We start from the raw sequence: 14,389 nt of genomic DNA on the forward strand, positions 1-14,389 counted from the left end.
AGCACCATCACAATATAGTGTTATTTTGTTAAAAAGTTTCAGAAAAGCACTATGTTTCAATATAAAATATTATATCATTTTATGATATATCCATTGCCGCTCTCTCTATTAGAGAATAATAATGAAAAAACTCTATTGTTTTGTTTTAATAAATGTATTTATTTCATCGCTGATTTCCGTTCGGTTTTTTTTAGTGCCGGGAGCTTCACTTTCCGTAATAAGTAGCGTTTTTTCAATATTTGCCGTATTTGGTCATTTTTTCTTAGCCTACCTGTTATTTTTCATTATTTGCCTGCCTTTAGTTAAATTAAAGAAATTTTTTGCAAATATCCTACTTGCTATATTGTTTGGTCTGTTTCAGATAGGGTTATACATTGATACTATTGTCTTTGAGCAATACCGATTTCATGTCAATGAGTCGGTATTATCTATGGTGTTTTCTGGTCAGGTTGTCGATTTTTCATTAGTTACTTACTTGCTGATGTTTAGCTTGATCATTGTCTCTTTTAGTCTTGAATACTTTCTTCTTTACTTGCTTGATAAAAAAACAACACGCCAAAAAAGGCGATCGAAAGTCGTTTTGTTTTTTACTCTTTTCCTATCGAGTTCGTTAATTATTAGCCATCTTGTTCATATGGTAGCTTTTTATTATGCTTATTCTCCAATTATGGTGGTAAAAGAGTATATTCCGTTGTATCGTCCATTTACTTCCAAAAAAATAATGGGCTTTTTTGATAAGCAAGGTCAGCGTAAAGTTATTTTCGAAATAGATAACAAACATGATAGCATCAGCTATCCCAAAAAGGCGCTGGTTATCAATCCTGAAAATCAAAAATTGAAGAACATTGTGTTTATTGTGCTTGATTCTTGGCGGTATGATACGTTCAATGAAACTATTTCTCCAAATAGTTATCGTTTTGCGTTAAAACATAACGCTGTTATTTTTGATAATCATTACTCAACGGGTAATGCGACACGTACCGGTATTTTTGGCTTATTTTATGGTATAGCTGGTACGTATTGGGATGCATTTTTACGTAATAGTATACCGTCATTATTTGTCACAACATTGCAAAAAGAAAAATATAATATTGGCATTTTTACCTCAGCTAAAATTACTGCGCCGGAATTTGATAGAACGGCTTTTGTCACAATTAAAAACTTAAGAATTAGTAGTAAAGATGGGACAGCCGCAAGTCGTGACCAACAAATTACCGATGATTGGTTGGCTTGGTATAAAAATCGTGATGTATCTAAACCAAGCTTTTCATTCTTATTTTATGATGCGCCACATGCTTATGATTTTCCGGATGACTTCCCGGTTAAATTTAAACCAATAGGCGATCTAAATTATATGACGCTAAATAATGAGACCGATCCTTTACCTATTTTTAATCGTTATAAACAAAGTGTATATTATGTTGATTTCTTATTGCAAAACATCTATGAAGAATTAGAAAAGTCGGGAACTTTAGATGATACGCTTATTATCATTACCGGTGACCATTCGCAGGAAATGAATGATAATAAACTGGGTTTTTGGGGGCATAACGGTAACTATACCGATGCACAAACAAAGGTGCCGTTCATTATTATAGGTGCTAATGAACTGGAAAATCTTAAAAATAACGCCAATAAACTGACGAGTCATGAAGATGTGGTGCCAACATTAATGAAGCATTATCTGCATGTAAAAAATGATATCAGTGATTACTCAACTGGATATGATCTGTTTAGTCCTATACTCAATCGTGATTGGCTATTGATGTCAAACTACAGCTCTTATGCCGTTCGAACGTCCGATAATATCTATTTTGTCAACCGCATTGGTGTAAGCCATTATATGGATGTGCATAATAATGAGGTGGATCAAACACCTAATTATCATTATATTCAAGAAGCGATGAAGAGTATGCGTTATTTTTTCCGATCTTCCGAAAAGCGTGACTAATATATCCACCCAATAGGGTGGATATATTTAAACAACAATTAGCGCACATCAGCACAATTTAAACAATAAATATAACGGTTTTGAGTATCGTGGAACTTATCCCATAAAGAAATTTGTTCTCGTAGCTGTTTAGCTTGTGGCAATTGTTCAAATACTACTTCTGCTGTCGATTTAGGTAACATTGCTATTAAGCCTGTATAGAAATCACTAAACCAGCTCCCTTCCGGTTTTTGCCAATCTATTTCATAATCGGTTAAATTCGCCAATGTAGCTGCCATTTCAACGGCATCATCAAAATCACCTAATTTATCAACTAGTCCATTTTTGCTGGCTTCAACACCTAACCAAACTTGTCCTTGAGCAATTTTATCGACTTGTTCGGTTGTCATATTTCGTGCTTTAGCAACCAAAGAAATAAATGAGTTATAGCCATTATCGATATTGAGTTGCATAAGTTGATTTAATTCATCAGGAAGATTTTGAGCCATATTTTGGTTAGCTAAAGGTGATGTTGATACCCCGTCGCTGTAAACACCAATATGTGATAACGAGTTTTCAAATGTTGGGATAATACCAAAAATACCAATAGAGCCGGTAATCGTATTTGGGCTTGCGACAATGTAATTCGACGCTGTAGAAATCCAATACCCTCCGGAAGCAGCCATGCCACCCATTGAAACAACGATAGGAATTTCATAATCCTGTAATGCTTCGAGTTCACTACGAATCGCTTCTGACGCATCGACACTACCGCCCGGACTATTTACCCGTAAAATGACAGCTTGTATGTTGTTTTTATTCAAATCTTGACGAATATATCTGAGTTGTTCAACAATATCTTGACTACCTGCAACACCACTACTATTGCCACTATCAGTAATCGTACCATTAACAAATACAACGGCTATGCGTGGTTTTTTAGCTGTCTGTTGTTGATTGTTTTTAAGTTTATAATCATAAATGCTTACTGTGTCTTGGCTATCGACTTCACCCTCAAACTCGTAATAACTTGCAATGTTATCGATTAAGCCATTAGATAAAGCATAATTTGTCATACTGCCATCAGCTGCTTTTATTTGTGACAACATAACATCAGGCTCAGGCACTAATTGTGAAGCCGCTTTTTTTCTTAATGTTGAGATATCAGCTAGGTAGTTATCCCACATTAAATTAAGCCAACGGCTGGTATTGCTTTTTGCTTCATCCGACATATCATTACGAATAAATGGTTCTATTGCTGATTTATAGGTACCAACACGGAAAACATGGGTGTTAACCTTTAAATTATCCAGTAACGTTTTATAGTATAAATTGTTAGCGGATAAACCATATACATTCACCGCCCCTAGAGGGGTTAAATAGATTTTGTCAGCATAACTTGCTAAATAATATTGACTCTGATTAAAGTTAGAACCAATAGCGTAGATAGGTTTTTTAGCTTCTTTAAATTTGGATAAATATTTTCCAATATATTGTAGCGAACTCATGTCAGTCCCCACAAAATTGTCCAGTTTAAGAATTATACTGTCAATGTTGGGGTCAGTTGTCGCTTGTGCTAATTTTTCGGTTAATTCAAATAAACTATTTTCGCGAGACGTATTCACCTTTTTGCCATAAATTTTGTTTTGTAAGGCGTAAATTTCATCGCTATAGAATGTATTATCAACAATTACCCCTTCAAGATCGACAAGTAAAGCGCCTTGTTGCGGAGTAATCTCTTCAGTTTGTGCTTCTTTAATTAATGCAATGACGCTGAAAATTAAAATAATAATGATTAAGAATATTAGATTGAGAAATATTTCTCTTATCAGATTAATGATTTTCCAAATTGATTTTATAACGTTAAGTACAGACATAATAAATAGTCCTTATAAGTTTTGATTTTCTAATTTTTAGCCGCATTATTTCGTTTTTTAAAATATTTTTTGTCTTCAAATCTTAAACATGTCAACTTTCCTCCCCAGCAACATCCTGTATCAAGGGCATAAATATTTTCTGGGGTACCTTTTCCATTTAACGCTGCCCAATGACCAAAAGCGACACTATATTCTGCCGGGATCTTACTTGGTAGTAAAAACCAAGGTTTAAGTTTTGTAGGCACTTGATCGGGTGGTTTTTTATAATAAAAATCCAGCCTGCCGTCTTCATAGCAAAAACGCATACGAGTTAATGCATTGGCGATATAGCGTAAACGGTCTAAACCTTGTAATTGGGGTGACCATTCATCAGGGAAATTACCATACATTTTATCAAGAAAGAGCGGGTAAGAATCACTGGCCAGCATCACATGTAAGTCATGCGCACATTTTTTTAGGGTTGGCAAGTCCCATTGTGGGGAGATCCCCGCATGGGTCATAATCAATTTTAATTCATCATCTATTTGAACAAGAGGTTGCTTACGCAGCCAATTCATCAATTCATCATAATCCGGTGCTTGAATAATTTCTTCAAGATTATCTTTCTTTTTGGGCGGCGTAACACGGGCATAAATCGAGAGCAAATGAAGGTCGTGATTGCCTAATACTAATCTGATTTGATTGATATTTTCTTTTACAAATCTAAGCACTTGTAATGATTTTGGACCCCTGGCGACAAGATCGCCAGTAAGCCACAATGTATCAGATGATGAGAATTTAGCTTTTTCAAGTAAGCGCATAAACTCATCATAGCAACCATGAATATCTCCGATAAGTAGGTTTGCCATAACACTATTTCCATGCGTTTGCCAGTTGGCAGTACTGCTCGACTGTTAAGTTTTCAGCACGTAAATTAGGATCGATATTTAATTGAACTAATTGTTCAGCAGTAAACATATTGCTTAAGCTGTTTCGAATCGTTTTACGGCGTTGATTAAATGCTTCTGTGGTAACACGTGAAAGTATTTTCACATCATTAACAGGATAAGGCTTTTGTTGGTATGGTATAAGTTTAACAACAGCTGAATCTACTTTAGGAGCTGGTTTAAATGATGTCGGTGGCACTTCAAGCACAGGAATAATCTGACAATAGTATTGAGCCATGACACTAAGCCTGCCGTAATCTTTACTATTCGGAGCGGCCACTAATCGAGTGACAACTTCTTTTTGTAACATAAAATGCATATCTGTAATGGTATTGGCAAATTCAAACAGATGAAACATTAACGGGGTTGATATGTTATAAGGTAAATTACCAAAAACCCGTAACGGTTTTCCTATTTGCTCAGAAAGTTGATTGAAATCAAATGTTAAAGCATCTTGTTCAATGACAGTGACTTTATCTTTCAAAAATGGGTTGTCAATTAATCGACTCGCTAAATCACGGTCAATTTCAACGACGGTAAGATGATCAACATGTTTACTTACCGGAATGGTTAAGGCTGCAAGGCCGGGTCCTATCTCAACAAGTGCTTGGTCTGGTTTAGGCTGTATTGCTGCAACAATACTTTCGATAATGTAATCATCATGTAAAAAATTTTGCCCGAAACGTTTACGGGCAAAATGTCCTTGGTGAACACGGTTATTCATTTTTGTTTTCACCTGTAATTTTAATATATGCATCGCCTTTTATTTCTTGAATCCACACTTGCGCTTCTTCAGCAAATTTACGATTAAAAATAAGTCGGTATGCTTGATCTTTTTGAACTAATTCCGTGCCGTCAGTTTGTCTTGAATCGATTAGCTGAATTAAATGCCAGCCATAAGACGATTTCACTGGTTGGCTGATTTCACCTTTTTTCAGTTGCATTAAGCCATTTCTAAATCCTGGGTCGTACATTTCGGGTCTGCTCCAACCTAATTCTCCACCTTTATCTTTTGAACCGGGATCGTCTGAGTTTGCTTTAGCAGCGGCTGCAAATGTTGTGGCTTTGCTGGTAATCGCTTTTCGAATATCAGTTAATTTTTGTTTTGCAACTTGGTCAGTCACTAATACATTTGTTTTGATTAGAATGTGGCGAGCATTAACTTCTTGGAGTGTAATTTTTTTCGGTGCTTCAGTTCGGGAATCATCAACTTTTATGATATGTAAGCCAACACCTGAACGAATTGGTCCAATAACACTTCCTTTAGGTGCACGCAAAAGTCGCTCTTCAAAAATAGTTGGTAACTCACTCAGTTTATTCCAGCCCATGGAGCCACCTTTTAAAGCGAGATCATCATTTGAAAAAGAAGTTGCAAGTTTAGCAAAATTTTCCCCTTTTTTCGCACGGTTAATAATATCTCTGGCTTTGCTAGTTGCATTATCAACTTGTTGTTTAGTTGCTTTTTCCGGGATTGAAATCAAAATATGGCTGATTTTGACATCAATATTATTGGTTGGTTGTTTTGCAATTGTCTTAGTTAGATTTTCAACTTCTTTTTCAGATACTTTGATTCTTGGTCTCACTTCATTCATGCGAGCTTGTTCAATCAACATATCTTTATGAATACGTTCACGGTAGTTAGCATAACTTATCCCCATTGTTGATAGTCTACTTCTTAGCTCATCAATGGTCATACCATTTTCGGCAGCGATTCTACCAATAGCATTAGTTACATCTTCATCACTAATTGTGATTTTGGCTTTTGCTGCTTTTTGCAAGATTAAATTTTCAGTAATTAATCGATCGATAATTTGTTGTCTAAGCACTTTATCATTAGGTAGATTACTGGGATCGGTGCTTGCTTTAATCGTTTTGAGCATGTCATTAACGTCACTTTCTAAAATAACGTTATTATTAACAACTGCCGCAACTTGTTCGACAACTCTAGGCGCCGCAGTCGCTGATAAAGGTGTAATAAGTCCTATACTTACACTTAAGTTTAAAGCAATAAAAAGTTTTAATAATTTCATATTTGATCAACTCATTGTGTTATTACAGCATCAAACTGGCTGTATTAAATGTACATTAAATGTAATAGTAAGTTATTATTATTATATTTTATTCAAAAATGGTGTTATATGGTAATTTACCAAAATTGAGCATTTTTGCTTGGGCATCACGATTCGATCCTAAGCCCCGTAATTCAAAATTGATTGAAAGTTTATTTTTAAATTTACTTTCATTTGAAATAGTATTCCAATCGGTTAATTTTCTACCATATTGCACTGACACACCCCAACAACAATCACTGTAATGCAAGCCAACTGAACTATCAGCCATTTGCCCTAATTTGACGTCGTGATAATAGGTACCTACTGCACTAAGCGTATCAGAAATAGGCCAAGCAACAGTAATTCCCGCTTGTGAAATATCTTGTTTATAGCGTTTGTCTAATGGTCGATAATCAACGGTGTTAATATATTTATGATTAGCATAGCGATAGGACAATTGTAATAATTTGTTGCCAGTCGGGCGATATTCTAATGCGGTATTAGCTAAAGAAACGGTATTAATCCGAGTATCGTATTGGATACCACTTCGGAAGATAATGTCATCAGATATACGCCAAAAATTATCAGCAGCCCAAGTAATGCTACCTGTATCTGAATTTTTATCTAATTCGGAGTTATTCGCCGTTGATTTTGATTTAGAGAAATAGTTAATTTGCCCGATTGACAAATTGAATTTTTCGACTTTATTGCTATCGTATAGGCGAGTTGTAATACCAGCGGCTATTTTATTCGTTGAAGCAATGCGATCTAAACCACTATAAGGTAGATCTCTAAATAGCCCAATATAATCTGATTGTAGCAATGTAGAATCATAGATTTCTATATTCGATTGATCCCGGTAAGGGATGTAAATATATTTCACCCTAGGTTCTAATGTCTGAGTGTAGCCATTGATGTGGGTATCACGTTCGAAAACCACTTTACCGTCAATACTAAATTTAGGTAAAAATCGGTTTACCGTTTTATCTAATTCATGGTATTTTTTGATATTATCCTGATTATAGTGCGTAGCCATAAAACCGGCTTCCGTCGATAAGGTTGTCCAGGAATTAGTATAAGTATAATTTAAGGTTGGTTCCAAATGTACCCGCCAAGCTTTTGGGAGGCCTTTTTCTGAACTGATAAAATGCGAAATTTGAGAAAAAGTTTTAAATTTAAATGGTCCAAAATCATAATTATAGTAATTGATATCTAACTGAGGCTCAGTTTGATACAGCATGGCGCCAGTATAAAATGATTGGAAGTGTCGATAACCTAAGGCGATATCCCAATTTTCATCATTGTAACCAACTTTATAAAATTGTGTTAAATATCCAGCCGTTTGCGAAGCATAACGAGAGTTTAAGTCGGTTAAATATTTATTATCACTTACCCGTGTAACATCTGTGTAAAAACGCCAATTGTAGTTAATTAACTCATCATTTTTCCAATAGAATAACCATCGATTACTGTTATTGTCATAATTGTAACCGTTTAAATGTTTTTTTCTATCATGACGATACCGACTATCATTTTGTAACCAATCAAATGCTAACGTACCTAAGCCTAATTCGTTTAAGTAGCGAAATTCAGTTTGTAGCTGTAATCCTCGATGTTGTAGTAATCTTGGGGTAATCGTCGCATCGTAATTTGGTGCAATGTTCCAATATACCGGCAAAGAAAAATCCACGCCATCAACACTGTCATACCCAAAATTTGGCATCAACAAACCTGAACGCCTTTTATCACCTGTCGGTAATTGTAGGTAAGGGGAGTATAATACCGGAATGTTACCCACTTTAAATATTGCATTCCAAACTTCTAAAAGCTCTTCTTGATTATCGTGAATAACTGTTGTTCCTCTTATACTCCAACTACTATCATCTACCGGGCAAGCGGTGAAACTGCCATTTTTTAAAATAATATACCGGCTTTTCTCCAGTTTTACTTCATCGGCATTACCACGTCCAAGTCGATTGACAAGATGATATTCACTCGGTTTGATATTGGCATCATTGTTATTTAAATTCATTGATGCATCTTCACCTTTCATTTTAATCAAATTATCTTGATAAGTAACATTGCCGTGTATGGTGACGATGCGATTATTTTTATCTTTAGTATCAATGGTAACTTTATTGGCAAGAACGGTACGATTGCCTTGTATTACAGACACATCACCTTCATAAATTGCCATATCCGGATAAATTCCTTCAAAACGATCGGCTTCGGCATTGACGGGTAGGGAATTGATGTCGCCATTGGCTAAAGCCCCTTCAAATCGAGGTATATTGATTAGACACTTAGGGTTAGTGGTATCATTTTTAGGTAAGCCTATTGCATAGCTGGGATGGTTATAAGCATATAAAGAAAATGTAACCGCTATAGCAATAAGTGAAGGCGCTAGTTTTTTCATCAATGATTAAAATGTCTTTATGATTATTTTAATTACGATATTATAGCGGTTATTTATAAAAGTGCGAATGAAAAATTAACGTTTGACTCTTCGCTTGTTTGTTTTGTTTAAATGTTTAACCATTGTTATTCTTTTTTCAACCGATGTATGTTGAAATTCATCCCACCATTTAGCCAGATCAAGCAGTTCACCTTTCTCAATGGAAGCTCGCATTTCCAGTAAGTCATAAGCTGCTCTGAATTTGGGATGTTCTAAAATTGTGAAAGCTCGTTTACCTTCTCGCTTTTTCATCCGTAATTGTAAACGCCAAATATCACCCATAATGGTTGTTAAACGTCTTGGTATAGCAATGATACGACACTGTTCAGATAAAATATCATTGATTGCCATTGCAAAAGCATCATGAAACTGTAAGCCACTTTCAAGGCAAGTTAATTGCGCTTGTTCGATAATTGGATACCAGAAAAATGATGCAAATAAAAAGGCTGGATTCACTCTTTGATTATTTGCTATACGGTAATCAGTATTTTTTAAAACCTGTTCGACAATTTTATCTAAATAACTATTTTGATTTTGAGTTGAGAATCGCTCAATCACCGGAAATAGCTGCTCAAACAGATGATGCGCTTTTAATAAGCCATAGGTTTTGAAACCGTTTCCAGACTGTAATAATTTTAGCGATTCATCAAAAAGTCGTGCTGAAGGAATATTTTTGAGTAATGGTGCCAGTGATTCGATTGGTTCAAGTGTCGCTTTATCAATTTTCATGTTGAGTTTAGCGGCAAACCGAATCGTTCTGAGCATTCGCACCGGATCTTCACGGTAGCGAGTTTGAGGGTCACCAATTAAGCGGATTATGCCATTTTTTAAATCGTTTAAACCGCCACAATAATCACGTATAGTGAAGTCTTTAATACTATAATAAAGCGCATTCATCGTAAAATCACGACGGATAGCATCTTGCTCAATTGTTCCGTAAACATTATCTCTTAATAACATTCCAGATTGCGAACGTTTAGATACATTCGTTTGCTCGTTTTGAGCACCATGATCACCACGAAAAGTCGCTACTTCAATAATTTCCTTTCCGAACATAATGTGGGCAAGACGAAAACGTCGACCAACTAATCGGCAATTACGAAATGTTTTTTGAATTTGTTCTGGCGTAGCGTTTGTTGCAATATCAAAATCTTTGGGGGTTTTACCCAATAAAAGATCTCGAATACAACCTCCGACTAGATAAGCTTCATATCCTTGTTTATTTAATCGATAAAGAACTTTTAGCGCGTTTTCACTTATGTCTTTACGAGAGATATTGTGTTCTTTACGGGATATGGAAACATAGTCTGATTGTTGTTCATTGCGAAAAATTCTACGACAAAATCGAGAAACTTGTTTAAAAATAGTTCACCTCAGAATTTTAATTGTCTTAATTGCAATCTAGCGCGGGATTATATCGCAATTACTTTTAACTTTCCATTTTTCTTGTTAACCGCCGTTTAAGCGGTGGTTGCAATGGTCAGTTTTTGTTAGATCACTTAAATATTCTATTTGATTTTTTGAACATAATTATCAACAATAGCAATTTATATAGTACAATTGACCATATTGGCTTTAAGGTAACAGAATCGATATTGCATATATTTTATCTGTAATTTAACTAGCTAATTAAAAATTAACAACACATATACTCTAAGTATTCTTATTTGATAATTTTTTTAAAACTCACTTAGTTTAAAAATATTTGATGTTATTTATTACTTTAATCTTAGATATAAGTTACTTAAGTATATACCATTAACGATAACTTATTGGGGACATTATGAATATTCGAGATTTGGAATATTTTGTTTCGTTAGCTGAATTTCGGCACTTTCGTAAAGCAGCTGATGCTTGTAATGTAAGTCAACCAACATTAAGTGGTCAAATTAGAAAGCTAGAAGATGAACTAGGCGTGATGCTATTAGAACGTACTAGTCGCAAGGTATTATTTACACAAACTGGAATGATGCTTGTTGAACAAGCTAAAGAAATTTTACGTAATATTCAAATATTAAAAGAGATGGCCAGTCGTCAAGGTGAAGAGATGTCTGGTCCGATGCATATTGGATTAATACCCACAATCGCCCCTTATTTGTTACCTCACGTAATTACTGTATTACATGAGTCTTTTCCACAATTAGAACTCTATTTACATGAAGCGCAAACAGCCAATATTGTTGCGCAATTAGAAAGCGGCAAGCTCGATTGTGCAATTGTTGCTCAAGTAAAAGAAACATCACAATTTATCGAACTTCCTTTATTTGATGAGCCAATGTTTTTAGCTGTTCCGGCTAACAGTGAATTAGCTAACCAAAAAACAGTTAAACTTTCGTCGCTAAAAGGTCAGAAATTTTTAATGTTAGAAGACGGCCACTGTTTACGTGAACATGCTATGGGATATTGTTTCCAAGTAGGCATTGATGAAGATAAGCAGTTTAAAGCGACCAGTCTTGAAACTTTAAGAAGTATGATATCAGCAGGAAGAGGTATTACATTATTCCCTGAACTTGCTGCACCAAATGAACGTATTAGGGATAATATTTGTTATATTCCTTGTACCGATCCTGTACCAACCCGTAGTATAGCGCTTATCTATCGACCTGGGTCTCCATTACGTGCGCGTTATGAAACTATCGCCAAAACAATTCGAGATCATATGCCAAAAGTGTTCGCCGAAAAAGAGCGATTATTAGAGCAAACCAACAAATAATTAAATCTACTTAAGTTAAAGTAACAGCATGAAAAATGTAAAAAACTGTGGAGTTCGAGCTCAGCAAAAAGAAAGGACTCGTCGATCGTTGATTGATGCGGCCTTTAACCAACTCAATGCTGAGCAAGGTTTTGCAAGTTTAAGTTTACGTGAAGTTGCTCGAGAAGCGGGGATAGCCGCAACTTCTTTTTATCGCCATTTTCGTGATATGGATGAGTTAGGTTTAGCGATGGTTGACGAAAGTGGTTTAACACTTCGTCAATTATTGCGCCAAGCTCGAAAGCGTATTGAAAAAGGGGGAAGTGTTCTTCGAACTTCAGTAACCACATTTATTGAATTTATTGATAAAAACCCTAAAGTATTTTTATTACTGCTTAGAGAAAAAGCCGGGACTTCTTCCGCATTCAGATCGGCAATCGCACGTGAAATACAGCACTTTATTGTCGAGCTTGTTGATTATTTAGATAATGCTAATCAAATGCCACATCATTATAATGAAGCTCAAGCCGAAGCAATGGTAACTATTGCATTTAATGCTGGTGCGGAAGCAATTGATTTTGACATTGTACAACGTCAAGAACTGATTGAAGATCTGATATTCCAACTTCGTATGGTTTCACGTGGTGCGTTTTATCTTTATCATAAAGAAATAATCAAAAATGATAATGAATAATTATTATAAGTTGAAATCGGTAGCTTAATTTACAATCACCCCATTATATCACCTTGATTAAGATAGACTATTTACAACGATTTTTATGAAAGTTGTGATCATCTTAGCCTGTTATTTCAGATGTAATTCACTTTGGTTTTATACAAGTTGGTAAAACAGAAGCAATAGAGAATTTAAAGCAAGTATCGACAGGAAAGGGCATTATTTGTTAGGCTGATGCGAGTAAAAGCAAAAACGAGATATATTACAAAGCAATAGAGTTGATATCGAATTTTTAAACTGAGCACAATTTGCCTTGAGACAATTATCTTTTTATTAAATTACTGCGGATAAACCGCAGTAATTTTTGCTATTAATAACATAATGTTATTAAAGATTTTGTAGAACTTTTTCAACACTATCTTTAGCATCACCAAATAACATATAGCTATTTTCTTTAAAGAATAGTGGATTTTGTACTCCGGCATAGCCCGTATTCATTGAACGTTTAGAAATAATAACTGTTTTTGCTTTCCAAACTTCAAGAACAGGCATACCAGCGATAGGGCTATTTGGATCTTCTTCTGCCGCTGGGTTAACGGTATCATTTGCACCAATTACCCAAACAACATCTGTATCAGGGAAGTCATCATTGATTTCATCCATTTCTAATACAATATCGTAAGGTACTTTAGCTTCGGCTAATAATACATTCATATGCCCAGGTAAACGCCCTGCAACCGGGTGAATACCAAAACGGACTTCTATACCCATACCACGAAGTTTTTCAGTAATATTGCTTACCGCACCTTGTGCTTGAGCAACAGCCATACCATAACCCGGTACGATAATTACTGAACGCGCTTCTTTTAATGTTTGAGCAACTTCAGCTGGTTGCATTTCACGATATTCACCTTGCTCTTCATCAGAAGCGCTTGCTGAAGTACCGTCGCTACCAAATCCACCAGCGATAACACTGATAAATGAACGATTCATTGCTTTACACATAATGTATGAAAGGATCGCACCGGAAGAACCAACTAAAGCACCGGTCACAATTAACAGATCATTTTCTAACATAAAGCCGGCAGCAGCAGCAGCCCAACCAGAATATGAGTTAAGCATTGATATAACAACCGGCATATCAGCACCGCCGATAGATGCAACCAAATGGAAACCAAACACAAAGGCGATCACAGTCATTGCAATTAAGCAAAAACTCGCACCTGCGCCATTTTCTTGTTTGATAAAAATAAACATTAAAATAACAGAAGCAACAATAGCGGCTAAATTCCAGTAGTGTTTATTTGGAATAGATAATGCCTTTGAACTAATGCGACCGTTTAATTTACCGAAGGCAACAATCGAGCCGGAAAAAGTTACCGCACCGATAAAGACACCAACAAATATTTCAACAAGATGTACGGTTAATTCATTTTTTGGAATAAAATGGGTATTGAGATCCAAGAAACTATTGAAACCGACTAGTACCGCAGCCATACCGACAAAACTGTGCAGTAACGCCACAAGTTCCGGCATTTGTGTCATTTCAACTTTTTTGGCAAGATATAAGCCAATTGCCGCACCAATAATCATTGCAATAATGATCCAGTGTAATCCACCTTTGATACTTGCAACTGCTGCAATAAGCGCAATTGCCATACCAATCATACCGTAGATATTCCCCGATTTGGCTGACTCTTGATTAGAAAGACCGCGTAAACTGAAAATAAATAGTAATGCAGCAATAACATAAGCTGCTTGAATAATTCCTGACATTAGTGA

General features: G+C 35.6%; 10 protein-coding genes. 3 read left to right on the top strand and 7 right to left on the bottom strand.

Features of this window, described 5'->3' with window-relative positions; all coding sequences use genetic code 11:
- Nucleotides 1-121 precede the first annotated feature (121 nt).
- Entirely contained in the window at nt 122-1,951 is a 1,830-nt protein-coding gene (locus tag J3U42_RS00420) for a sulfatase-like hydrolase/transferase (RefSeq protein WP_267334968.1), read from the top strand.
- 38 nt (nt 1,952-1,989) lie between these two features.
- Here the strand turns inward: J3U42_RS00420 and sppA are convergent, their stop codons facing one another.
- The 6 genes from sppA to pcnB form a co-directional block, all read right to left on the bottom strand.
- Nucleotides 1,990-3,807, bottom strand: coding sequence for a signal peptide peptidase SppA (gene sppA / locus J3U42_RS00425; protein ID WP_267334970.1), 1,818 nt, complete (start codon nt 3,805-3,807; stop codon nt 1,990-1,992).
- 29 nt (nt 3,808-3,836) lie between these two features.
- Entirely contained in the window at nt 3,837-4,655 is an 819-nt protein-coding gene (gene apaH, locus J3U42_RS00430) for a bis(5'-nucleosyl)-tetraphosphatase (symmetrical) ApaH (protein ID WP_220218081.1), read from the bottom strand.
- Nucleotides 4,656-4,659: 4 nt separating this feature from the next.
- Nucleotides 4,660-5,457: a 16S rRNA (adenine(1518)-N(6)/adenine(1519)-N(6))-dimethyltransferase RsmA gene (rsmA, locus tag J3U42_RS00435; protein ID WP_267334972.1), complete on the bottom strand. Its 798-nt coding sequence runs from the start codon at nt 5,455-5,457 to the stop codon at nt 4,660-4,662.
- Nucleotides 5,450-6,763 (bottom strand): peptidylprolyl isomerase SurA, encoded by a 1,314-nt coding sequence (surA, locus tag J3U42_RS00440; protein WP_220218079.1) that lies wholly within the window; start codon nt 6,761-6,763, stop codon nt 5,450-5,452. Before surA ends, rsmA begins: the two co-directional genes overlap by 8 nt.
- Before the next feature lie 88 nt (nt 6,764-6,851).
- The gene (gene lptD, locus J3U42_RS00445) at nt 6,852-9,200 is read right to left on the bottom strand and encodes an LPS assembly protein LptD (RefSeq protein WP_267334974.1); all 2,349 of its coding nucleotides are present in this window, start codon (nt 9,198-9,200) and stop codon (nt 6,852-6,854) included.
- Between the two features lie 75 nt (nt 9,201-9,275).
- On the bottom strand, nt 9,276-10,604 hold the full coding sequence (gene pcnB / locus J3U42_RS00450; RefSeq protein ID WP_324169855.1) for a polynucleotide adenylyltransferase PcnB: 1,329 nt from the start codon (nt 10,602-10,604) through the stop codon (nt 9,276-9,278).
- A 418-nt stretch (nt 10,605-11,022) separates the two neighbouring features.
- Between pcnB and oxyR the strand changes: the two genes are divergently transcribed.
- Both oxyR and fabR read left to right on the top strand, forming a co-directional pair.
- The gene (oxyR, locus tag J3U42_RS00455; protein WP_220218077.1) at nt 11,023-11,952 is read left to right on the top strand and encodes a DNA-binding transcriptional regulator OxyR; all 930 of its coding nucleotides are present in this window, start codon (nt 11,023-11,025) and stop codon (nt 11,950-11,952) included.
- 28 nt (nt 11,953-11,980) lie between these two features.
- Nucleotides 11,981-12,625, top strand: a complete 645-nt coding sequence (fabR, locus tag J3U42_RS00460) for an HTH-type transcriptional repressor FabR (protein WP_267334976.1) — start codon at nt 11,981-11,983, stop codon at nt 12,623-12,625.
- A gap of 369 nt (nt 12,626-12,994) precedes the next feature.
- Here the strand turns inward: fabR and pntB are convergent, their stop codons facing one another.
- Nucleotides 12,995-14,383 (bottom strand): Re/Si-specific NAD(P)(+) transhydrogenase subunit beta, encoded by a 1,389-nt coding sequence (gene pntB, locus J3U42_RS00465; RefSeq protein WP_220218075.1) that lies wholly within the window; start codon nt 14,381-14,383, stop codon nt 12,995-12,997.
- Between the last annotated feature and the right edge of the window lie 6 nt (nt 14,384-14,389).

It is taken from the genome of Gilliamella sp. B2923 (genome assembly GCF_026536565.1).
GTDB lineage: Bacteria > Pseudomonadota > Gammaproteobacteria > Enterobacterales > Orbaceae > Gilliamella.